We start from the raw sequence: 22,211 nt of genomic DNA on the forward strand, positions 1-22,211 counted from the left end.
CGTTAGCGCAGCAAGCAAAACCAATGCAGAGCTTTTTGTAGGGTTAATCACATTGCCCCCCTTGAAGCCCGATTTTGCGGCCCCATATAGCTGGCAGAAGCGCGAGTCGAGCTCGCGGACGATATTGAAAGGAGAATTCTATGGCTGACGAACAGACAGTGGATACGCAAAATCAAGACGCCGATCAGGCTCCTCAAGCTTCGGGTGATGACCTGGCGGCCCGTGTACAAGTGCTCGAAGAGCAGCTGGCAGGCGCGCAGGATCAAGCTTTGCGTGTAGCCGCCGATCTGCAGAACGTCCGCCGTCGCGCCGAGCAGGATGTAGAAAAGGCTCACAAATTCGCGTTGGAAAAATTCGCCGGCGACCTGCTGCCGATCATCGACAGTCTCGAGCGTGGCCTTGAGTTGTCGAGCCCGGATGACGAAAGCATCCGTCCAATGCGCGAAGGCATCGAGCTGACCCTGAAAATGTTTCAGGACACCCTGAAGCGTTATCAGCTGGAAGCGATCGATCCGCATGGCGAACCGTTCAACGCCGTTCTTCATCAGGCGATGGCCATGCAGGAAAGTGCTGATCTCGAGCCGAACAGCGTGCTCAAGGTGTTCCAGAAGGGCTACCAGCTCAACGGTCGCCTGCTGCGCCCGGCGATGGTCGTGGTCAGCAAGGCCCCTGCGCCGGTTTCGCCTTCGATTGACGAACAGGCTTGAAATTAGCCGCAAGGCCCCCATTTAGAAGTCAAGCGTTTAAGTGCTACCGCAGTTAGCCACCACTGCTGCGGCAACCAAATCCAAAGTTTCGGGAGAGTGAACATGGGCAAAATTATCGGTATCGACCTGGGGACTACCAACTCCTGCGTCTCCGTACTTGAAAACGGCGTAGCCAAAGTTATTGAAAACGCCGAAGGCGCGCGTACCACGCCGTCGATCATCGCTTACGCCAACGATGGCGAAATCCTGGTCGGCCAGTCCGCCAAGCGTCAGGCTGTGACCAATCCGCATAACACCCTGTACGCGGTGAAGCGTCTGATCGGTCGTCGCTTCGAAGAAGAAGTTGTACAGAAAGACATCCAGATGGTGCCTTACAAGATCTCCAAGGCAGACAACGGCGACGCTTGGGTTGAAGTGAATGGCCAGAAAATGGCTCCACCACAAATCTCGGCTGAAATTCTGAAGAAAATGAAGAAGACCGCCGAAGACTACCTCGGCGAGCCAGTGACCGAAGCGGTGATCACCGTTCCGGCCTACTTCAACGACAGCCAGCGTCAAGCTACCAAAGACGCCGGCCGCATCGCGGGCCTGGACGTAAAACGTATCATCAACGAGCCAACCGCAGCCGCTCTGGCTTACGGTATGGACAAGGCCAAGGGCGATCACACCGTGATCGTTTATGACCTGGGTGGCGGTACTTTCGACGTTTCCGTGATCGAGATCGCTGAAGTCGATGGCGAGCACCAGTTTGAAGTGTTGGCTACCAACGGCGACACCTTCCTGGGTGGTGAAGACCTTGACATTCGTCTGATCGACTACCTCGTCGACGAATTCAAGAAAGAAAGCGGCATGAACCTCAAGGGTGATCCGCTGGCCATGCAGCGCCTGAAAGAAGCCGCTGAAAAAGCCAAGATCGAGCTGTCTTCCGCTCAGTCGACCGACGTCAACCTGCCGTACATCACTGCAGACGCCACCGGTCCTAAGCACCTGAACGTGAAGATCTCCCGTGCCAAGCTCGAAGCGCTGGTTGAAGACCTGGTTCAACGTACCATCGAGCCTTGCCGCATTGCGCTGAAAGACTCCGGTATCGACGTTGGCGCGATCAACGACGTGATCCTGGTCGGCGGTCAGACCCGTATGCCACTGGTTCAGAAGCTGGTCACCGAGTTCTTCGGTAAAGAAGCTCGTAAAGACGTGAACCCGGACGAAGCTGTTGCCATGGGTGCCGCGATTCAGGGCGCTGTTCTGGCTGGTGACGTTAAAGACGTTCTGCTGCTCGACGTCAGTCCGCTGACCCTGGGTATCGAAACCATGGGCGGCGTGATGACTGCGCTGATCGAGAAAAACACCACGATTCCTACCAAGAAATCGCAAGTGTTCTCGACTGCCGACGACAACCAGGGCGCCGTGACCATTCACGTGCTGCAAGGTGAGCGTAAGCAGGCTGCGCAGAACAAGTCCCTGGGCAAGTTCGACCTGGCCGAGATTCCACCAGCACCACGTGGCGTGCCACAAATCGAAGTGACCTTCGACATCGATGCCAACGGCATTCTGCACGTAGGCGCCAAGGACAAGGCCACTGGCAAGACTCAGTCGATCGTGATCAAGGCCAACTCCGGTCTGTCCGACGAAGAGATCGAGCGCATGGTGCGTGATGCCGAGGCTAACGCCGACGAAGATCGCAAGTTCGAAGAGCTGGCTGCTGCCCGTAACCAGGGTGATGCACTGGTTCACTCGACGCGCAAAATGGTCGCTGATGCAGGCGACAAAGTGAGCGCCGAAGAGAAGACTGCAATCGAAGCCGCTGTAGTAGCCCTGGAAGCCGCTGTTAAAGGCGACGACAAGGCTGCTATCGAAGCCAAGGTTGAAGAGCTGTCGAAGGTCTCCGCGCCAGTGGCTCAGAAAATGTACGCCGAGCAGGCTCAGCCAGCTGAAGGCGCGGCACCGCAAGGTGAGTCGGCCGAGAAGGCTGACGATGTCGTCGACGCCGAGTTCGAAGAAGTAAAAGACCACAAGTAAGTTGTTGGTCGCCCGGTTGACTGCCTTCAGGCGGTGACTGGTAGGATGTCGCCGCGCGGGAGCTTGCTCCCGCGTTGGCGTGTCTGGAACACGCGAATTTTTACAGCATGCGACCGCGTTCGCGTGCTGCTGGCATGGCCGGGAATGCTCCTGCTTTCCGAGCCTGAAGTGCCACATCGAAACAAAGACCAGGATCGTTGAATTGACGTGAGTTGGGTCCGGGCCTGTATTGGGGCTCAACGAGTTCGGCAGGGTTCAGGAGAGGTTTGCCGAACGTCCTCAAGGGTGCAAATGACTTATGGCAAAGCGTGACTATTACGAAGTATTGGGTGTTGAGCGAGGCTCAAGCGAAGCGGACCTGAAAAAGGCCTATCGTCGCCTGGCGATGAAGCACCACCCGGATCGTAATCCCGATGACAAAGCGTCGGAAGAGATGTTCAAGGAGGCCAACGAGGCCTACGAAGTGCTATCCGATTCCAGCAAGCGTGCGGCGTACGACCAGTACGGCCATGCCGGTGTCGACCCGAGCATGGGTGGTGGGGGCGCGGGTTTCGGTGGTCAGAACTTCTCCGACATTTTTGGCGATGTCTTCAGTGACTTTTTCGGTGGCGGTCGCGGCGGTTCCCGTGGCGGTGCTCAGCGCGGCAGCGATTTGCGCTACACCCTGGAGCTGGATCTGGAAGAAGCGGTGCGCGGCACGACCGTGAATATCCGCGTTCCGACGCTGGTCAACTGCAAGCCGTGCGATGGCTCGGGCGCGAAGAAAGGTTCTTCGCCGGTGACGTGCCCTACCTGTGGCGGTATTGGCCAGGTGCGTATGCAGCAAGGCTTCTTTTCGGTGCAGCAGACCTGCCCGCGCTGCCATGGCCAGGGCAAGATCATTTCCGATCCGTGCGATTCCTGCCACGGCGAAGGTCGTGTCGAAGAGTACAAGACTCTGTCCGTGAAAGTGCCGGCCGGTGTCGACACTGGTGACCGCATTCGCCTGTCCGGCGAAGGCGAGGCGGGCGCACAAGGTGGCCCTACTGGCGACCTGTACGTGGTGATCAATGTGCGCGAGCACTCGATCTTCCAGCGCGATGGCAAGCACCTGTTCTGCGAAGTGCCGATCAGCTTTGTCGATGCGGCGCTGGGCGGCGAGCTGGAGATTCCGACCCTTGATGGTCGGGTCAAACTGAAAATCCCTGAAGGGACTCAGACCGGCAAGCAGTTCCGTGTTCGTGGCAAAGGCGTGGCGCCAGTGCGTGGCGGCGGTGCCGGTGACTTGATGTGCCGTGTGGCGGTCGAGACGCCGGTCAACTTGAGTCGTCGTCAGCGCGAAATGCTCGAGGAATTCCGCAGTTCCCTGGCGGACGACAATAGCCATTCGCCGAAAACCACAGGCTGGTTCGAAGGCGTGAAGCGCTTCTTCGGCGATTTGTAAGGAGGCAGGCATGCGACGTATAGCAGTGATGGGCGCCGCCGGGCGCATGGGCAAGACCCTGATTGAAGCTGTTCAGCAAACGCTGGGTGCCGGTTTGACGGCGGCGGTGGATCGTCCTGACAGCACGCTGGTCGGCGCTGACGCCGGTGAGTTGGCTGCGATCGGTCGCATCGGCGTGCCGCTGTCGGGCGATCTGGATCGAGTGGTCGATGAGTTCGACGTCCTGATCGACTTCACGCACCCAACAGTGACCCTGAAGAACCTCGCCTTCTGCCGCAAGCACAGCAAGGCGATGATCATTGGCACCACCGGCTTCAGCGTTGAAGAGAAGCAATTGCTGGCAGAGGCGGGCAAGGATATCCCGATCGTCTTCGCCGCCAACTTCAGCGTGGGTGTGAATCTGTGCCTGAAGCTGCTCGACACGGCTGCTCGGGTGTTGGGCGATGATGTCGATATCGAGATCACCGAAGCCCACCACCGGCATAAAGTCGATGCGCCGTCCGGCACGGCCGTACGCATGGGTGAAGTGATCGCTGATGCCTTGGGTCGTGACCTGAAGAAGGTTGCGGTTTACGGTCGTGAAGGTCAGACCGGTGCGCGTGATCGCGAGACCATCGGTTTCGCCACGGTGCGTGCTGGCGATATCGTCGGTGATCACACCGTGCTGTTCGCCGCTGATGGTGAGCGTGTCGAGATCACGCACAAGGCATCCAGTCGTATGACCTTCGCCAAGGGTGCGGTACGCGCTGCATTGTGGCTGGATGGGCGTGAGCCTGGTCTTTACGACATGCAAGACGTGCTCGACCTGCGTTAAGATGCACCCGAAACCGGGCTCGCGCACAGCGCTTGAGCCCGGTTTTGTTCCGCCAAGCGACGTCCTGTCGCATTCTCCAGCCTTTAAGGCTCATTGGCGGTAGACCAAAAAGGCCTTTTTCTGTAAGCTACAGCTTTAGTGTGTCCACTAAAAGCGCGCAGAATAATTCAGTGAAGAAGCGGGGTGACGTGTCCATACGTCACTCCGCTTTTTTACAACCTGCGATCGCCCTTTCAGGCTTTATTTACGGGAGGTCTTCTTGACTAAGCCAGCCATACTCGCCCTTGCTGATGGCAGCATTTTTCGCGGCGAAGCCATTGGAGCCGACGGTCAAACCGTTGGTGAGGTGGTGTTCAACACCGCAATGACCGGCTATCAGGAAATCCTTACCGATCCTTCCTACGCCCAACAGATCGTTACCCTGACTTACCCGCACATTGGCAACACCGGTACCACGCCGGAAGATGCCGAGTCCAACCGTGTCTGGTCGGCTGGCCTGGTCATTCGTGACCTGCCACTGGTTGCGAGCAACTGGCGTAACACGATGTCCCTGTCCGATTACCTGAAGGCCAACAACGTTGTGGCCATCGCCGGTATCGACACCCGCCGCCTGACGCGCATCCTGCGTGAAAAAGGCGCGCAGAACGGCTGCATCATGGCCGGTGACAACATTTCCGAAGAAGCCGCCATTGCCGCAGCCCAGGGTTTCCCGGGCCTGAAAGGCATGGACCTGGCGAAAGTCGTCAGCACCAAGGACGCCTACGAATGGCGCTCGACTGTCTGGGATCTGAAAACTGACAGCCACGCGACCATCGAAGCTTCCGAGCTGCCGTACCACGTGGTTGCTTACGACTACGGCGTCAAAGTGAACATCCTGCGCATGCTGGTCGAGCGCGGCTGCCGCGTGACCGTGGTGCCTGCTCAGACCCCTGCTGCCGACGTGCTGGCCCTGAAGCCGGACGGCGTGTTCCTGTCCAACGGGCCAGGCGATCCTGAGCCTTGTGACTACGCGATCCAGGCCATCAAGGAAGTGCTAGAAACCGAGATCCCGGTCTTCGGTATCTGCCTCGGTCACCAACTGCTGGCCCTGGCCTCTGGCGCCAAGACCCTGAAAATGGGTCACGGCCACCACGGTGCCAACCACCCGGTCCAGGACCTGGATACCGGTGTGGTGATGATCACCAGCCAGAACCACGGTTTTGCGGTAGACGAAGCGACCCTGCCAGCCAACGTCCGCGCGATCCACAAATCGCTGTTCGACGGCACCCTGCAAGGGATCGAGCGTACCGACAAGAGCGCCTTCAGCTTCCAGGGCCACCCGGAAGCCAGCCCTGGCCCGAACGACGTAGCGCCATTGTTCGATCGCTTCATCAACGAGATGGCCAAGCGACGCTGATCGCTCGCCCTGATGCAGCAAAGCTTGAGGGTGGTCCCGGAACCGGCGGCCCCCTCAAGGCTTCACAGATTGAACAAGACGGCTTGCCGACTGACCTGCGGATTTGAGTGACAAACCCATGCCAAAACGTACAGACATTAAAAGCATCCTGATTCTCGGCGCTGGCCCGATCGTAATCGGCCAGGCCTGCGAATTCGACTACTCCGGCGCCCAGGCCTGTAAAGCCCTGCGCGAAGAGGGTTACCGCGTCATCCTGGTGAACTCCAACCCGGCCACCATCATGACCGACCCGGCCATGGCCGACGCCACCTACATCGAGCCGATCAAGTGGCAGACCGTTGCCAAGATCATCGAGAAAGAGCGTCCGGACGCACTGCTGCCGACCATGGGTGGCCAGACCGCTCTGAACTGTGCCCTGGACCTGGAGCGCGAAGGCGTTCTGGAGAAGTTCGGCGTAGAGATGATCGGTGCCAACGCCGACACCATCGACAAGGCTGAAGACCGTTCGCGTTTCGACAAGGCGATGAAATCCATCGGCCTGGCGTGCCCGCGTTCTGGTATCGCCCACAGCATGGAAGAGGCCAACGCGGTCCTCGAGAAGCTCGGCTTCCCATGCATCATCCGTCCGTCCTTTACCATGGGCGGCACCGGTGGCGGTATCGCTTACAACCGTGAAGAGTTCGAAGAAATCTGTGCCCGTGGTCTGGACCTGTCGCCGACCAAGGAACTGCTGATCGACGAATCGCTGATCGGCTGGAAAGAGTACGAGATGGAGGTTGTCCGCGATAAGAAGGACAACTGCATCATCGTCTGCTCCATCGAAAACTTTGACCCGATGGGCGTGCACACTGGTGACTCGATCACCGTGGCTCCAGCGCAAACCCTGACCGACAAGGAATACCAGATCCTGCGTAACGCCTCCCTGGCGGTACTGCGCGAGATCGGCGTGGAAACCGGCGGTTCCAACGTTCAGTTCGGTATCTGCCCGAACACTGGCCGTATGGTCGTGATCGAGATGAACCCGCGTGTATCCCGTTCCTCGGCACTGGCTTCGAAGGCCACCGGTTTCCCGATCGCCAAGGTCGCGGCCAAACTGGCTGTGGGCTACACCCTCGACGAGTTGTCGAACGACATCACCGGCGGCAAGACCCCGGCGTCCTTCGAGCCGTCCATCGACTACGTCGTCACCAAGCTGCCACGTTTCGCCTTCGAGAAGTTTGCCAAGGCTGACGCCCGCCTGACCACTCAGATGAAGTCGGTGGGTGAAGTCATGGCCATCGGCCGTACCTTCCAGGAATCCCTGCAGAAAGCTCTGCGCGGTCTGGAAGTGGGCGTTTGCGGTCTGGACGAGAAAGTCGACCTGGCCAACCCGGAAAGCATGAGCGTCCTCAAGCGCGAACTGACCGTGCCGGGCGCCGAGCGTATCTGGTACGTGGCGGACGCGATGCGCGCCGGCATGAGTGTTGAAGACATCTTCGGCATGACCATGATCGATCCTTGGTTCCTGGTGCAGATGGAAGATCTGATCAAGGACGAAGAGAAGGTCAAGACCCTGGGTCTGACCAGCATCGACCGCGACCTGATGTTCCGCCTCAAGCGCAAAGGCTTCTCCGATATGCGCCTGGCCAAGCTGCTGGGTGTAACCGAGAAGAGCCTGCGTGCTCATCGCCACAAGCTGGAAGTGTTCCCGGTCTACAAGCGCGTCGATACCTGCGCCGCCGAGTTCGCCACCGATACTGCTTACCTCTACTCGACGTACGAGGAAGAGTGCGAAGCCGCGCCATCGGGCCGCGACAAGATCATGATCCTGGGTGGCGGTCCTAACCGTATCGGCCAAGGCATCGAGTTCGACTACTGCTGCGTACACGCGGCACTCGCCCTGCGCGACGACGGGTACGAGACCATCATGGTCAACTGCAACCCGGAAACCGTTTCCACCGACTATGACACTTCCGATCGCCTGTACTTCGAACCGGTAACCCTGGAAGACGTGCTGGAAATCGTCCGCGTCGAGAAGCCAAAAGGCGTGATCGTCCAGTACGGCGGCCAGACTCCGCTGAAACTGGCGCGTGCCCTGGAAGCGGCCGGTGTGCCGATCATCGGTACCAGCCCTGACGCCATCGACCGTGCCGAAGACCGTGAGCGCTTCCAGCAGATGGTCCAGCGCCTGAACCTGCGTCAGCCGCCAAACGCTACCGTGCGCAGCGAAGACGAAGCGATTCGTGCCGCCAGCAAGATCGGTTACCCGCTGGTAGTGCGCCCGTCCTATGTACTGGGCGGCCGTGCGATGGAAATCGTCTACGAAGAAGAAGAACTCAAGCGCTACCTGCGTGAAGCGGTTCAAGTGTCCAACGACAGCCCGGTGCTGTTGGACCACTTCCTCAACTGCGCCATTGAAATGGACGTGGATGCGGTCTGCGACGGCAAAGACGTTGTCATCGGCGCGATCATGCAGCACATCGAGCAGGCCGGCGTTCACTCCGGTGACTCCGCGTGCTCGCTGCCGCCGTACTCGCTGCCTGCCCACATCCAGGACGAGATGCGCGAACAGGTCAAGAAAATGGCCCTGGAGCTGGGCGTGGTCGGCCTGATGAACGTTCAGTTGGCGCTGCAAGGCGACGACATCTACGTCATCGAAGTCAACCCGCGTGCCTCGCGTACCGTGCCGTTTGTGTCCAAGTGCATCGGCGTTTCCCTGGCAATGATCGCGGCTCGCGTCATGGCCGGTAAAACCCTGAAGGAAATCGGTTTCACCAAGGAAATCATTCCTAACTTCTACAGTGTGAAGGAGGCGGTGTTCCCATTCGCCAAGTTCCCTGGCGTAGACCCGATCCTCGGCCCAGAGATGAAGTCGACCGGCGAAGTCATGGGTGTGGGCGATACCTTCGGTGAGGCGTTCGCCAAAGCCCAGATGGGTGCCAGCGAAGTGTTGCCGACTGGCGGTACTGCGTTTATCAGCGTGCGTGACGATGACAAGCCGCTGGTTGCAGGCGTGGCCCGTGATCTGATCAACTTGGGCTTCGAAGTGGTCGCCACTGCCGGCACTGCCAAGCTGATTGAAGCCGCAGGCCTGAAAGTGCGTCGCGTGAACAAGGTGACCGAGGGGCGTCCACACGTGGTCGACATGATCAAGAATGACGAAGTCACCCTGATCATCAACACCACCGAAGGCCGTCAGTCGATCGCTGACTCCTATTCCATTCGTCGCAATGCCCTGCAGCACAAGATCTACTGCACCACGACCATTGCTGCTGGCGAAGCGATCTGCGAAGCGCTGAAATTCGGTCCCGAGAAGACCGTGCGTCGCTTGCAGGATCTACACGCAGGATTGAAGGCATGAGCATAACCAAGTACCCAATGACCGTTCAGGGCGCTCGCGCCCTGGAAGAAGAACATGCACACCTGACCAAAGTCGTTCGTCCGAAGCTCAGCCAGGACATCGGTACGGCTCGTGAGTTGGGTGACTTGAAAGAAAACGCCGAATACCACGCTGCTCGCGAGCAGCAGGGTATGGTCGAGGCGCGGATTCGTGATATCGAAGGCCGGATTCAGAATCAGGTCATCATCGATGTCACGACCATTCCTCACACCGGCAAAGTGATTTTCGGCACTACCGTTGAAATCGCCAACGTCGAGACGGATGAGCGCGTCACCTACCACATCGTGGGTGAGGACGAGGCAGACTTCAAACTCGGCAAGATTTCGGTGGGTTCGCCATTGGCCCGCGCCTTGATTGCCAAGGAAGAGGGTGATGTCGTTGCCGTAAAAACGCCGGGTGGCGTTATCGAGTACGAGATTGTCGAAGTTCGCCACATCTAAGGGCAGGCGCCCGCTACGTGCGTGCGCGATGCTTTGGCAGCTGACCCAGATGTTGTGGGTTGGCGGCTTGTGGTTGCTGCACATCGGTCTGCTGCCGGTGCTGGGGCATATAGGCCTGGCACCGCTGCTGATTGACGAAATAGCAGGCATGTTGAATGCGCTGATGATCGGCTTTGCCGCAACGTGTGTGATTTTTCAGGTTTTGGTGCTGATTCAGGCCGAAGGCCTTGCCAGTCTATGGCTCGATATTCGCGGGCAACTGCTGTTGATAGCGCTTTACGCGTGCGCGATGTACATCGCTGTACGTATTGGCTGGCCGGATGCGGTGCGTTGGCAGGTGTTCAGCTATTTTGTGTTGGGCTTTTCCGGGCTGGTTCTGGTGTTGCAGCCGGTGCCGGGATGGAGTGGCAGGGTGCGCGAAGCACACCCGTGACCCTTGTCATCACTTGAAGCGATGAACGTTCGACAGCTGCTTGTTGACGCTGAAGTTCTTGCGGTAAATCAGTGCCATCTTGCCGATGACCTGAACCAGATCCGCTTTGCCGACCTTGCACAGTTCTGCAATGGACGCCAGGCGCGATTCGCGATCGAGGATGTTGAGCTTGATCTTGATCAGCTCGTGATCCGCCAAAGCGCGTTCAAGTTCGGCGAGGACACCTTCAGTCAAACCGTTGTCTGCCACAATCAGAACTGGTTTCAGGTGGTGGCCAATGGATTTGTACTGTTTCTTCTGCTCTTGAGTGAGCGGCATAATCTGACCCTTTCGTCTGGATTCTGTAAAATGGCGGCCATTTTACCCGAGGGTTCGTGGATCCGCCCAATTAATCACGACCCTTATCAAAGAGGTGCCCAATGGCGCGTTCCAAGACAAGCCTTGGTTGGCTGAAAAGACATGTCAATGATCCCTATGTGAAGCAGGCGCAGAAGGATGGCTACCGCTCGCGTGCAAGTTACAAGCTTCTGGAGGTCCAGGAGAAATACAAGCTGATCCGTCCGGGCATGAGCGTTGTCGACCTGGGTGCGGCGCCCGGTGGCTGGTCGCAGGTCACTAGCCGGCTGATCGGCGGCCAGGGGCGCCTGATCGCATCGGACATTCTGGAAATGGACAGCATTCCGGACGTGACTTTCATCCAGGGTGACTTCACTCAGGACGAAGTGCTGGCTCAAATCCTTGAGGCCGTGGGTAATTCGCAGGTGGACCTTGTGATTTCCGATATGGCCCCCAATATGAGTGGTACACCTGAAGTGGACATGCCCAAAGCCATGTTTCTGTGCGAGCTGGCGCTTGATTTGGCGGAACGGATACTCAAGCCGGGTGGCAATTTCGTGATCAAGATTTTTCAGGGCGAAGGTTTCGATGTTTACCTGAAGGATGCGCGTAAGAAATTCGACAAGATCCAGATGATCAAGCCGGATTCTTCGCGTGGCAGCTCCCGCGAGCAATACATGCTGGCTTGGGGCTATCGCGGTCGCAGTGAATAAAACGAGGTTTTTTGGCGGGGTGATAGGTTTTTCGTATTTCGCCTCGCGTGCATAAGCGAATATTGTGTAGAAAGTGTTTCACAAAGGGTTACAGACGGCGCCTGCCAGTGTTGTAGGTAATGTAGTAAGTTAGGCCGGTGAATATCATGCGGAGCGCGCGCCACCAGCGGCGCTTGCTTCAGAGGGTAGTTAATTGAACGATATGGCAAAGAATCTGATCCTGTGGTTGATCATCGCGGCAGTCCTGGTGACGGTGATGAACAACTTCTCCAGCCCTAACGAGCCGCAGACCCTCAACTATTCCGACTTCATCCAGCAGGTCAAGGATGGCAAGGTCGAGCGTGTAGCTGTTGATGGCTACGTCATTACCGGCAAACGCACCGATGGCGACAGCTTCAAGACCATTCGTCCGGCAATCCAGGACAACGGTCTGATCGGCGACCTGGTGGATAACCATGTCGTGGTCGAAGGCAAGCAGCCAGAACAGCAAAGCATCTGGACCCAGCTCCTGGTCGCCAGCTTCCCGATCCTCGTGATCATCGCCGTGTTCATGTTCTTCATGCGGCAGATGCAGGGTGGTGCCGGTGGCAAAGGCGGTCCGATGAGCTTCGGCAAGAGCAAGGCGCGCCTGCTCTCCGAAGATCAGGTGAAAACCACTCTGGCTGACGTTGCCGGTTGCGACGAAGCCAAGGAAGAAGTTGGCGAACTGGTCGAGTTCCTGCGTGATCCAGGCAAGTTCCAGCGCCTGGGCGGTCGCATTCCTCGCGGCGTGCTGATGGTTGGCCCACCGGGTACCGGTAAAACCTTGCTCGCCAAGGCGATTGCCGGCGAAGCCAAGGTGCCGTTCTTCACCATTTCCGGTTCCGACTTCGTTGAAATGTTCGTGGGTGTAGGTGCCAGCCGTGTTCGCGATATGTTCGAACAGGCGAAGAAGCACGCGCCGTGCATCATCTTCATCGATGAAATCGACGCCGTCGGCCGTCACCGTGGTGCCGGTATGGGCGGCGGTCATGACGAGCGCGAGCAGACGCTCAACCAGTTGCTGGTAGAGATGGACGGCTTCGAAATGAACGACGGGATCATTGTGATTGCCGCGACCAACCGTCCAGACGTACTCGACCCTGCGCTGCTGCGTCCGGGCCGTTTCGACCGTCAGGTTGTGGTGGGTCTGCCGGACATCCGTGGCCGTGAACAGATTCTCAAGGTCCACATGCGCAAAGTGCCAATGGGCGACGACGTCGCTCCGGCAGTGATCGCTCGTGGTACTCCGGGCTTCTCCGGTGCCGACCTGGCCAATCTGGTCAACGAAGCGTCGTTGTTCGCTGCCCGTGCCGGCAAGCGCATCGTCGAGATGAAAGAGTTCGAACTGGCCAAAGACAAGATCATGATGGGCGCCGAGCGCAAATCCATGGTCATGTCCGAGAAAGAAAAGCAGAACACCGCTTATCACGAAGCAGGCCATGCCATTGTTGGTCGCGTCGTACCTGAGCATGACCCGGTGTACAAGGTGTCGATCATTCCGCGCGGTCGTGCGCTGGGTGTGACCATGTTCCTCCCGGAAGAGGACCGCTACAGCCTGTCCAAGCGTGCGTTGATCAGCCAGATCTGCTCGCTGTACGGTGGCCGTATCGCTGAAGAAATGACCCTGGGCTTCGACGGTGTCACCACTGGCGCGTCCAATGACATCATGCGTGCCAGCCAGATTGCGCGGAACATGGTGACCAAGTGGGGCCTGTCCGAGAAACTCGGTCCTTTGATGTACGCCGAAGAAGAGGGTGAAGTGTTCCTCGGTCGCGGTGGCGGTGGTCAGAGTGCCAGCTTCTCGGGTGAGACAGCCAAGCTGATCGACTCCGAGGTGCGCAGCATCATTGACCAGTGCTACGGCACGGCCAAGCAGATCCTGACGGATAACCGTGACAAGCTCGATGCCATGGCAGATGCGCTGATGAAGTATGAAACCATTGATGCCGAGCAGATCGACGACATCATGGCCGGGCGTACACCTCGCGAACCTCGCGACTGGTCTGGTGGTACCGGTACATCCGGAACGCCTCCAGCGGTACAGGATGAGCGTCCGGAAACACCCATCGGCGGCCCGGCTGCTGACGTTTAAGGTTTGAAATGACTTCTGTTCAGTCCTCGACCCGGTTGCCTTGCGGCAACCGGGTTCTTGATTTGGCCCGGACGCATGTCATGGGCATTCTCAATGTAACCCCCGATTCTTTCTCCGATGGCGGCCAGTTCAGCCAGCTCGATGCGGCCATGCGTCATGCCGAAGCCATGGTGGCGGCCGGCGCGACGTTGATCGATGTCGGTGGTGAGTCGACACGGCCGGGTGCCAGGGCGGTTTCACCACTGGAAGAGCTGGAGCGTGTCGCGCCGATCGTCGAGCGGATAAACCGCGAACTTGATGTGATTATCTCGGTAGACACTTCCACCCCTGCCGTCATGCGCGAAACCGCACGGCTGGGCGCCGGTTTGATCAACGATGTTCGATCGTTGCGTCGCGACGGTGCGCTGGATGCGGCCGCTGCCACCGGGCTGCCGGTCTGCCTGATGCATATGCTGGGTGAGCCTGGCGATATGCAGGACAACCCGCACTACCTGGATGTCACGAAAGAAGTGGGCGAGTTTCTTGCCGAGCGGATGGCTCAATGTGCTTCGGTGGGCATTGCGGCGGAAAAGATCATTCTCGATCCGGGTTTTGGCTTCGCAAAAGCCTTGCAGCACAATCTAAGCTTATTCAAACATATGGAAGCCTTGCATGCCCTGGGGCGCCCCCTGTTGGTCGGGGTTTCGCGAAAAAGCATGATAGGGCAGGCGTTGAATCGCCCGGTGGGTGAGCGCTTGTATGGCAGTCTCGCACTCGCGGCGCTGGCTTCGCACAAGGGTGCGCGTATATTGCGCGTCCATGATGTAGCCGAAACAGTCGATGTGGTGAGGATGATCGCCGCAGTGGAATCAGCCGAATAAGAATGATGGAGCGCTTATGACTAGGAAATACTTTGGTACTGACGGCATTCGAGGCCGGGTCGGCGAATACCCGATTACTCCTGACTTCATGCTCAAGCTCGGCTGGGCAGCTGGCATGGCGTTTCGCAAGATGGGCGCCTGCAAGGTGCTGGTCGGCAAGGACACCCGGATTTCCGGGTACATGTTTGAGTCCGCACTTGAGGCCGGTCTTACTTCGGCCGGCGCTGATGTAATGCTCCTGGGGCCGATGCCAACTCCTGCCATCGCCTACCTGACGCGTACGTTCCATGCTGAAGCCGGTATCGTGATCAGTGCGTCGCACAACCCTCACGACGACAACGGCATCAAATTTTTCTCCGGCAAGGGCACCAAATTGCCGGATGAAGTCGAGCAGATGATCGAAGAACTGCTGGACACGCCGATGACCGTGGTTGAGTCGAGCAAGATCGGCAAGGTCACTCGCATCAACGATGCGTCGGGTCGTTACATCGAATTCTGCAAGAGCAGTGTGCCTACGGGCACCAGTTTTGCCGGGCTTAAAATCGTCATCGATTGTGCTCATGGCGCGACTTACAAAGTGGCGCCTAGCGTGTTTCGTGAGCTGGGCGCTGATGTCGTCGTCCTGTCCGCGCAACCCAATGGCTTGAACATCAATGAAAATTGCGGTTCGACTCACATGGGGCAGTTGCAGGCAGCCGTATTGGCCGAGCACGCCGACCTGGGTATTGCATTCGACGGTGACGGTGACCGCGTTTTGATGGTCGATCACACCGGCGCTATCGTCGATGGCGACGAGCTGCTGTACATCATTGCCCGCGACCTGCATGAGCGCGACAAGCTGCAGGGTGGGGTGGTCGGCACTCTGATGAGTAACCTGGGGCTGGAGCTGGCCCTGGCGGACCTGGCGATTCCATTTGTTCGTGCCAACGTCGGTGACCGTTATGTGATCGCTGATCTGCTGGAGCGCAATTGGCTGGTCGGCGGCGAGAACTCGGGGCATATCGTTTGCTTCAATCACACCACCACGGGTGATGCGATTATCGCCGCCCTGCAGGTGCTGATGGCGCTCAAATCGCGCTCCGAAAGTCTTGCTCAGTCTCGTCAGACGCTGCGCAAGTGCCCCCAGGTGCTGATCAATGTGCGGTTTGCCGGTGGTGCGAGTCCGCTCGATCATCCATCGGTAAAGGAAGCCAGCGAGCGTGTCACCCACGCAATGGCGGGGCGCGGCCGTGTCCTGTTGCGCAAGTCGGGGACAGAGCCGTTGGTGCGTGTCATGGTCGAGGGTGAAGACGAAACGCAGGTTCGTGGTTACGCCGAAGAGCTGGCAAAACTGGTAACTGAAGTTTCTGCCTGAATTCGGCTTGCCAGCCTTGATTGTGTTGGGTAACATCTGCGCCCACTTTGACCGACGAGGTACAGCATGCGTCGCCCTATGGTAGCTGGTAACTGGAAGATGCACGGTACCCGCGCCAGCGTCGCTGAGCTGATCAACGGCCTTCGTGACTTGGCCTTGCCGAGCGGTGTTGATGTAGCGGTATTCCCGCCTTTGTTGCATATCAGCCAAGTGGTTGATGGCTTGAAAGGAAAGTCGATTTCGATCGGCGCGCAGAACTCTGCAGTGGAAGCCGGACAAGGTGCACTGACCGGTGAGGTCTCGCCAAGTCAGTTAGTGGATGCAGGTTGTTCCCTGGTGCTTGTCGGGCACTCTGAGCGCCGCCAGATTATGGGCGAGCAGGACGCAACGCTGATTCGCAAGTTTGCAGCGGCACAGGCAAGCGGCCTGATTCCGGTGTTGTGTGTAGGGGAAACCCTCGAGCAGCGCGAAGCGGGGAAGACTGTTGAAGTCGTCTCGCGTCAGCTGAGCAGCATCATTGACGAGCTGGGTGTTGGTGTCTTTGCAAGTGCAGTAATTGCTTACGAGCCGGTCTGGGCCATTGGCACCGGGCTGACTGCTTCGCCGCAACAGGCGCAGGATGTGCACGCAGCCATCCGTGCTCAGTTGGCGGCAGAAAATTCTGAAGTCGCACAAGGTGTGCGGCTTCTATACGGCGGCAGCGTGAAGGCGGCCAATGCGGTCGAACTGTTCGGCATGCCGGATATCGATGGGGGTCTCATTGGTGGGGCTTCCCTGAATGCAGATGAGTTCGGTGCGATTTGTCGCGCCGCGGGAAACTGAAAAAATGCTGGAAACAGTCGTAGTCGTTTTTCATCTGCTGGGTGCATTGGGCGTAGTTGCTCTCGTATTGCTGCAGCAGGGTAAAGGTGCGGATGCTGGTGCGTCTTTCGGAGCAGGTGCTTCAAATACTGTGTTCGGAAGCCAAGGTTCCTCTACCTTTCTTAGTAAGTTTACTGCTATACTTGCCGCAGGTTTTTTCATAACCAGCTTGGGGTTAGGTTACTTTGCTAAAGAGAAGGCTCACCAGCTGACTCAAGTAGGTCTCCCAAATCCAGCGGTACTGGAAGTTCCAAAGCAACAACCGGCTTCTGATGATGTCCCGGTGCTTCAAGAGCAAAAGTCGGCTACTCCAGCGACTGACGTGCCTCCAGCTCAAGAGCAGAAGTAAGAAGGTTTCAAACGTAGTATTGCCGAGGTGGTGGAATTGGTAGACACGCAACCTTGAGGTGGTTGTGCCCATAGGGTGTAGGGGTTCGAGTCCCCTTCTCGGTACCAATTAGTCAAGAGAGCCCGCTGTTGCGGGCTTTCTTGCAGGTGGAAGGTTACATTGACCCTGTAGGGGATCGGTCGTATACTTCCGCCCCAGCTTTGTCGCGGGGTGGAGCAGTCTGGTAGCTCGTCGGGCTCATAACCCGAAGGTCGTCGGTTCAAATCCGGCCCCCGCAACCAGTTTAAGGAGCCCCTTTTAAGGGGCTTTTTGTTAGCTGGACACTTTCAACGCCGCTGTTCGACGGCGTTTCAAGGATGGGCGTTTCGCCCATTTTTTTATTTTGCATAGCATGCACATACATGCACTAGGGGGTTCAGGTGTCGAGCAAGCTAGAAGAGTTGCAGGCCTTGCTGGCCCCGGTGGTCGTGGCCCTAGGCTATGAATGCTGGGGTATCGAGTTCTCGGCTCAGGGTCGTCACTCGATGTTGCGCGTTTATATCGATAAAGAGGGTGGCGTGCTGGTGGACGATTGCGCCATTGTCAGCCGTCAGATCAGCGGTGTGCTGGATGTTGAAGATCCAATCTCCGTTGAATACACCCTTGAAGTTTCCTCGCCAGGCATGGAACGCCCACTGTTCACTCTTGAGCAGTTTGCAAAATTTGCCGGTGAACAAGTGAAGATCAAGCTGCGCTCGCCTTTTGAAGGTCGACGCAACTTTCAGGGCCTTCTGCGCGGTGTAGAAGAACAGGATGTCGTGGTGCAGGTAGAAGACCATGAGTTCCTGTTGCCGATCGATATGATCGACAAGGCCAACATTATTCCCAGTTTTGACTGAGACGCGGATCCCGCGGATCCAATGGCTTGCGAAAGGCGAGGCGTACGATGAGCAAAGAAGTACTGCTGGTTGTTGAGTCGGTATCCAACGAAAAGGGTGTACCGGCAAACGTAATTTTTGAAGCGCTGGAGCTGGCTCTGGCCACTGCTACCAAGAAGCGTTTCGAGGACGAAGTTGATCTGCGTGTGGAAATCAATCGCCACACCGGTGCTTATGAGACTTTCCGTCGCTGGACGGTCGTCGAAGAAGCAGACCTGGACGATCCGGCCATTGAAACCTGGCCGAGCAAGGTTGCAGAAACGCATCCTGGTGCCAAGGTCGGCGACGTCGTCGAAGAAAAAATCGAGTCCATCGAATTCGGTCGTATCGCTGCACAGACTGCCAAGCAGGTCATCGTGCAGAAGGTTCGCGAAGCCGAGCGCGCTCAGGTTGTTGACGCTTACCGCGAACGCCTGGGCGAAATCATCTCCGGCACCGTGAAAAAAGTGACCCGCGACAACGTGATCGTCGATCTGGGCAACAACGCTGAAGCGTTGCTGGCCCGTGAAGACATCATTTCTCGCGAAACCTTCCGGGTTGGCGTGCGCCTGCGTGCGCTGCTCAAGGAAATCCGCACCGAGAACCGCGGCCCGCAGTTGATCCTGTCACGCACCGCGCCGGAAATGCTGATCGAGCTGTTCCGTATCGAAGTGCCGGAAATTGCTGAAGGCCTGATCGAAGTAATGGCTGCGTCCCGTGATCCGGGTTCGCGCGCCAAGATCGCCGTCCGCTCCAAGGACAAACGCATCGACCCGCAGGGCGCTTGCATCGGTATGCGCGGTTCGCGCGTCCAGGCAGTGTCGGGCGAGTTGGGCGGTGAGCGCGTGGACATCGTCCTGTGGGACGACAACCCGGCTCAGTTCGTAATCAACGCCATGTCCCCGGCTGAGGTTGCGGCAATTATCGTTGACGAAGATGCCCACGCAATGGACATCGCCGTTGGCGCAGACAATCTGGCTCAGGCCATCGGTCGCGGTGGTCAGAACGTGCGTCTGGCTAGCCAGTTGACTGGCTGGACCCTGAACGTGATGACCGAATCGGACATCCAGGCTAAGCAGCAAGCAGAAACCGGCGACATCCTGCGCAACTTCATCGACGAGCTGGAAGTCGACGAAGATTTGGCTCAGGTGCTGGTAGATGAAGGCTTCACCAGCCTGGAAGAGATTGCCTACGTACCGTTGGAAGAAATGCTCAACATCGACGGCTTTGACGAAGACACCGTCAACGAGCTTCGCGCTCGTGCCAAGGATCGTTTGTTGACCAAAGCCATCGCTACTGAGGAAAAGCTGGCAGACGCCCATCCGGCCGAAGACCTGCTCTCGCTTGAGGGTATGGACAAGGATTTGGCGATGGAACTGGCGGTGCGCGGCGTAATTACCCGCGAAGACCTGGCCGAGCAGTCTATTGACGACCTGCTCGACATCGACGGCATTGACGATGATCGTGCCGGCAAGTTGATCATGGCCGCCCGAGCCCACTGGTTCGAGTAATTAGGCGCGGCCTGAGGAGAGAAGTGCATGACGCAAGTCACGGTGAAACAACTGGCCGATGAGGTCAAAACACCGGTAGAGCGCCTGTTGCAGCAGATGCGTGAGGCAGGTCTGCCGCACACCGCCGCCGAAGAAAGTGTGACTGACAGTGAGAAGCAATCTTTGCTGACTCACTTGAAAAGCAGCCACAAGGCGAAAGTGGAAGAACCACGCAAGATTACGCTGCAGCGTAAAACCACCAGCACCCTGCGTGTTGCTGGCAGCAAAAGCATCAGCGTTGAAGTACGCAAGAAGAAAGTCTTCGTACAACGCAGCCCGGAAGAAATCGAAGCCGAGCGCAAGCGTGAACTGGATGAACGTCGCGCAGTTGAAAATGCTGCACGTCAGAAGGCTGAAGAAGAAGCCAAGCGTCGCGCCGAAGAAGAAGCGCGTCGCCAGCCTGCTGCTGCGCCGACCGCTCCAGCTGAACCTGTTGCCGCACCTGTTGCAGCCGCCGAACCTGTGCGTGAAAGCGCGCCGGTTGTAGCAGCTGCACCGGCTGCCGACGCGCGTAAGCGTGACGAACCGCGCCGTCCGGACAAACCACGTGCCGACGATAACAATCGTCGCGGTGGTGGCGATGGCGAGCGCAAAAACGCTCCGCATCGTGCTTCGGTTAAAGAAAAGGCGCCTGCGCCACGCGTTGCCCCACGTACTACTGACGAAGAAAGCGATGGCTTCCGTCGCGGTGGTCGCGGCAAGGCCAAGCTGAAGAAACGCAACGCTCACGGTTTCCAGAGCCCTACCGGCCCTGTCGTGCGTGAAGTGAAGATCGGCGAGACCATCACTGTTGGCGATCTCGCTCAGCAGATGTCGGTCAAGGCTGCTGAAATCATCAAGTTCATGTTCAAACTGGGTACTCCAGCGACCATCAACCAGGTACTGGATCAGGAAACTGCTCAACTGGTTGCTGAAGAGCTGGGCCACAAAGTGACCCTGGTCAGCGACACCGCCCTGGAAGATTCCCTGGCAGAGTCACTGAAGTTTGAAGGTGAGGCGGTTTCCCGTGCGCCAGTTGTGACCGTAATGGGCCACGTTGACCACGGTAAGACTTCCCTGCTCGACTACATCCGTCGTGCCAAGGTTGCTGCTGGCGAAGCCGGTGGCATTACCCAGCACATCGGTGCATATCACGTTGAAACCGACCGCGGCATGGTGACGTTCCTCGACACCCCTGGTCACGCTGCGTTTACCGCAATGCGTGCCCGTGGTGCCAAGGCGACCGACATCGTGATCCTGGTGGTTGCAGCGGACGACGGCGTGATGCCGCAGACCATCGAAGCTGTTCAGCATGCTCAGGCTGCGGGCGTTCCGCTGGTTGTGGCAGTGAACAAGATCGACAAGCCGGGCGCCGATCTCGATCGCATCCGTAGCGAACTGTCGGTTCACGGCGTGACGTCGGAAGAGTGGGGTGGTGACACTCCATTCGTACCGGTCTCGGCGAAGATGGGTACTGGCGTCGACGAATTGCTCGAAGCGGTATTGCTGCAAGCCGAAGTTCTGGAATTGACTGCAACGCCGTCGGCTCCTGGCCGTGGTGTCGTGGTTGAATCGCGCCTGGACAAGGGCCGTGGCCCGGTGGCTACCGTTCTGGTTCAAGACGGTACCCTGCGTCAAGGCGACATGGTCCTGGTCGGTTCCAACTACGGTCGCGTTCGGGCCATGCTCGACGAGAACGGCAAGCCAATCAAGGAAGCCGGTCCAGCCATCCCTGTCGAGATTCTCGGCCTGGACGGTACCCCGGACGCTGGCGACGAGATGAGCGTTGTGGCTGACGAGAAGAAAGCCCGTGAAGTGGCTCTGTTCCGTCAAGGCAAGTTCCGCGAAGTCAAACTGGCTCGTGCTCACGCCGGCAAGCTGGAAAACATCTTCGAAAACATGGGTCAGGAAGAGAAGAAGACGCTCAACATCGTCCTCAAATCCGACGTCCGTGGTTCGCTGGAAGCGTTGAACGGTGCCTTGAACGGCCTGGGTAACGACGAAGTGCAAGTACGCGTGGTCGGTGGCGGTGTCGGTGGTATCACCGAGTCCGACGCCAACCTGGCACTGGCTTCCAACGCTGTACTGTTCGGCTTCAACGTGCGTGCCGATGCCGGCGCTCGCAAGATCGTCGAGCAGGAAGGTCTGGATATGCGTTACTACAACGTGATCTACGACATCATCGAAGACGTCAAGAAAGCCCTGACCGGTATGCTCGGCAGCGATGTTCGCGAGAACATCCTGGGTATCGCCGAAGTGCGTGACGTGTTCCGTTCGCCGAAGTTTGGCGCGATCGCCGGTTGCATGGTGGTTGAAGGTGTTGTTCACCGTAACCGTCCAATCCGTGTACTGCGTGAAGACATCGTTATCTTCGAAGGCGAGCTGGAATCCCTGCGCCGCTTCAAGGATGACGCTTCCGAAGTGCGTGCCGGCATGGAATGCGGTATCGGCGTGAAGAGCTACAACGACGTCAAAGTCGGTGACAAGATCGAAGTCTTCGAGAAGGTTCAGGTTGCTCGCAGCCTCTAACTCGCGTACTTCAGGAGCCGTGATGGCCGGTCGCACTCAATCGTGCGACGCATCACCCGG

At 58.0% G+C, this 22,211-nt stretch carries 18 protein-coding genes and 2 tRNA genes; 19 read left to right on the forward strand and 1 reads right to left on the reverse strand.

The window, feature by feature from the left end; all coding sequences use genetic code 11:
• Positions 1 to 140 precede the first annotated feature (140 nt).
• From grpE to M5G20_RS15065, 8 genes are all read left to right on the forward strand, one after another.
• Complete coding sequence (gene grpE / locus M5G20_RS15030; RefSeq protein ID WP_075947688.1) at positions 141 to 707, forward strand: nucleotide exchange factor GrpE; 567 nt, start codon at positions 141 to 143, stop codon at positions 705 to 707.
• Positions 708 to 809: 102 nt separating this feature from the next.
• Positions 810 to 2,726: a molecular chaperone DnaK gene (dnaK, locus tag M5G20_RS15035; protein ID WP_273919728.1), complete on the forward strand. Its 1,917-nt coding sequence runs from the start codon at positions 810 to 812 to the stop codon at positions 2,724 to 2,726.
• A gap of 298 nt (positions 2,727 to 3,024) precedes the next feature.
• On the forward strand, positions 3,025 to 4,149 hold the full coding sequence (dnaJ, locus tag M5G20_RS15040) for a molecular chaperone DnaJ (protein WP_007973132.1): 1,125 nt from the start codon (positions 3,025 to 3,027) through the stop codon (positions 4,147 to 4,149).
• Positions 4,150 to 4,159: 10 nt separating this feature from the next.
• Positions 4,160 to 4,963, forward strand: coding sequence for a 4-hydroxy-tetrahydrodipicolinate reductase (gene dapB, locus M5G20_RS15045; RefSeq protein WP_273919730.1), 804 nt, complete (start codon positions 4,160 to 4,162; stop codon positions 4,961 to 4,963).
• A 259-nt stretch (positions 4,964 to 5,222) separates the two neighbouring features.
• Positions 5,223 to 6,359, forward strand: coding sequence for a glutamine-hydrolyzing carbamoyl-phosphate synthase small subunit (gene carA, locus M5G20_RS15050; RefSeq protein ID WP_075947686.1), 1,137 nt, complete (start codon positions 5,223 to 5,225; stop codon positions 6,357 to 6,359).
• Between the two features lie 118 nt (positions 6,360 to 6,477).
• Entirely contained in the window at positions 6,478 to 9,699 is a 3,222-nt protein-coding gene (carB, locus tag M5G20_RS15055) for a carbamoyl-phosphate synthase large subunit (protein ID WP_150731778.1), read from the forward strand.
• A 2-nt stretch (positions 9,700 to 9,701) separates the two neighbouring features.
• Positions 9,702 to 10,178, forward strand: a complete 477-nt coding sequence (gene greA, locus M5G20_RS15060; RefSeq protein WP_075947728.1) for a transcription elongation factor GreA — start codon at positions 9,702 to 9,704, stop codon at positions 10,176 to 10,178.
• Positions 10,179 to 10,206: 28 nt separating this feature from the next.
• Positions 10,207 to 10,611 carry an MFS transporter gene (locus tag M5G20_RS15065; RefSeq protein ID WP_273919731.1) on the forward strand — a complete coding sequence of 135 codons (405 nt, stop codon included), beginning with the start codon at positions 10,207 to 10,209 and terminating at the stop codon, positions 10,609 to 10,611.
• A gap of 9 nt (positions 10,612 to 10,620) precedes the next feature.
• On the opposite strand, the gene M5G20_RS15070 is transcribed toward M5G20_RS15065, so the two are convergent.
• Complete coding sequence (locus M5G20_RS15070) at positions 10,621 to 10,929, reverse strand: YhbY family RNA-binding protein (RefSeq protein WP_007942889.1); 309 nt, start codon at positions 10,927 to 10,929, stop codon at positions 10,621 to 10,623.
• Between the two features lie 101 nt (positions 10,930 to 11,030).
• Here M5G20_RS15070 and rlmE point away from each other — a divergent pair, with 101 nt between their 5' ends.
• The 11 genes from rlmE (at position 11,031) to infB (ending at position 22,151) form a co-directional block, all read left to right on the forward strand.
• On the forward strand, positions 11,031 to 11,660 hold the full coding sequence (gene rlmE, locus M5G20_RS15075) for a 23S rRNA (uridine(2552)-2'-O)-methyltransferase RlmE (RefSeq protein ID WP_034148339.1): 630 nt from the start codon (positions 11,031 to 11,033) through the stop codon (positions 11,658 to 11,660).
• A gap of 202 nt (positions 11,661 to 11,862) precedes the next feature.
• Complete coding sequence (gene ftsH, locus M5G20_RS15080) at positions 11,863 to 13,773, forward strand: ATP-dependent zinc metalloprotease FtsH (protein WP_150731780.1); 1,911 nt, start codon at positions 11,863 to 11,865, stop codon at positions 13,771 to 13,773.
• 8 nt (positions 13,774 to 13,781) lie between these two features.
• Positions 13,782 to 14,633, forward strand: coding sequence for a dihydropteroate synthase (folP, locus tag M5G20_RS15085; protein WP_273919732.1), 852 nt, complete (start codon positions 13,782 to 13,784; stop codon positions 14,631 to 14,633).
• A 16-nt stretch (positions 14,634 to 14,649) separates the two neighbouring features.
• A complete protein-coding gene (glmM, locus tag M5G20_RS15090; RefSeq protein ID WP_273919733.1) occupies positions 14,650 to 15,987 on the forward strand; it encodes a phosphoglucosamine mutase in 1,338 nt (445 codons plus the stop codon).
• A 66-nt stretch (positions 15,988 to 16,053) separates the two neighbouring features.
• Positions 16,054 to 16,809, forward strand: a complete 756-nt coding sequence (gene tpiA, locus M5G20_RS15095) for a triose-phosphate isomerase (RefSeq protein ID WP_273919734.1) — start codon at positions 16,054 to 16,056, stop codon at positions 16,807 to 16,809.
• Positions 16,810 to 16,813: 4 nt separating this feature from the next.
• On the forward strand, positions 16,814 to 17,197 hold the full coding sequence (gene secG / locus M5G20_RS15100; RefSeq protein ID WP_017336473.1) for a preprotein translocase subunit SecG: 384 nt from the start codon (positions 16,814 to 16,816) through the stop codon (positions 17,195 to 17,197).
• Between the two features lie 21 nt (positions 17,198 to 17,218).
• Positions 17,219 to 17,304: transfer RNA gene (locus M5G20_RS15105), tRNA-Leu, on the forward strand.
• A gap of 97 nt (positions 17,305 to 17,401) precedes the next feature.
• Positions 17,402 to 17,478 (forward strand) — tRNA-Met (locus M5G20_RS15110).
• Between the two features lie 138 nt (positions 17,479 to 17,616).
• Positions 17,617 to 18,075 (forward strand): ribosome maturation factor RimP, encoded by a 459-nt coding sequence (rimP, locus tag M5G20_RS15115; protein ID WP_007973115.1) that lies wholly within the window; start codon positions 17,617 to 17,619, stop codon positions 18,073 to 18,075.
• Positions 18,076 to 18,122: 47 nt separating this feature from the next.
• A complete protein-coding gene (nusA, locus tag M5G20_RS15120) occupies positions 18,123 to 19,604 on the forward strand; it encodes a transcription termination factor NusA (protein WP_008057419.1) in 1,482 nt (493 codons plus the stop codon).
• 27 nt (positions 19,605 to 19,631) lie between these two features.
• Positions 19,632 to 22,151 carry a translation initiation factor IF-2 gene (gene infB, locus M5G20_RS15125; RefSeq protein WP_273919735.1) on the forward strand — a complete coding sequence of 840 codons (2,520 nt, stop codon included), beginning with the start codon at positions 19,632 to 19,634 and terminating at the stop codon, positions 22,149 to 22,151.
• The last annotated feature ends 60 nt before the right edge of the window (positions 22,152 to 22,211 follow it).

The sequence above is a fragment of the Pseudomonas sp. TNT2022 ID1044 genome, from assembly GCF_028656895.1.
Taxonomy (GTDB): domain Bacteria; phylum Pseudomonadota; class Gammaproteobacteria; order Pseudomonadales; family Pseudomonadaceae; genus Aquipseudomonas; species Aquipseudomonas reinekei.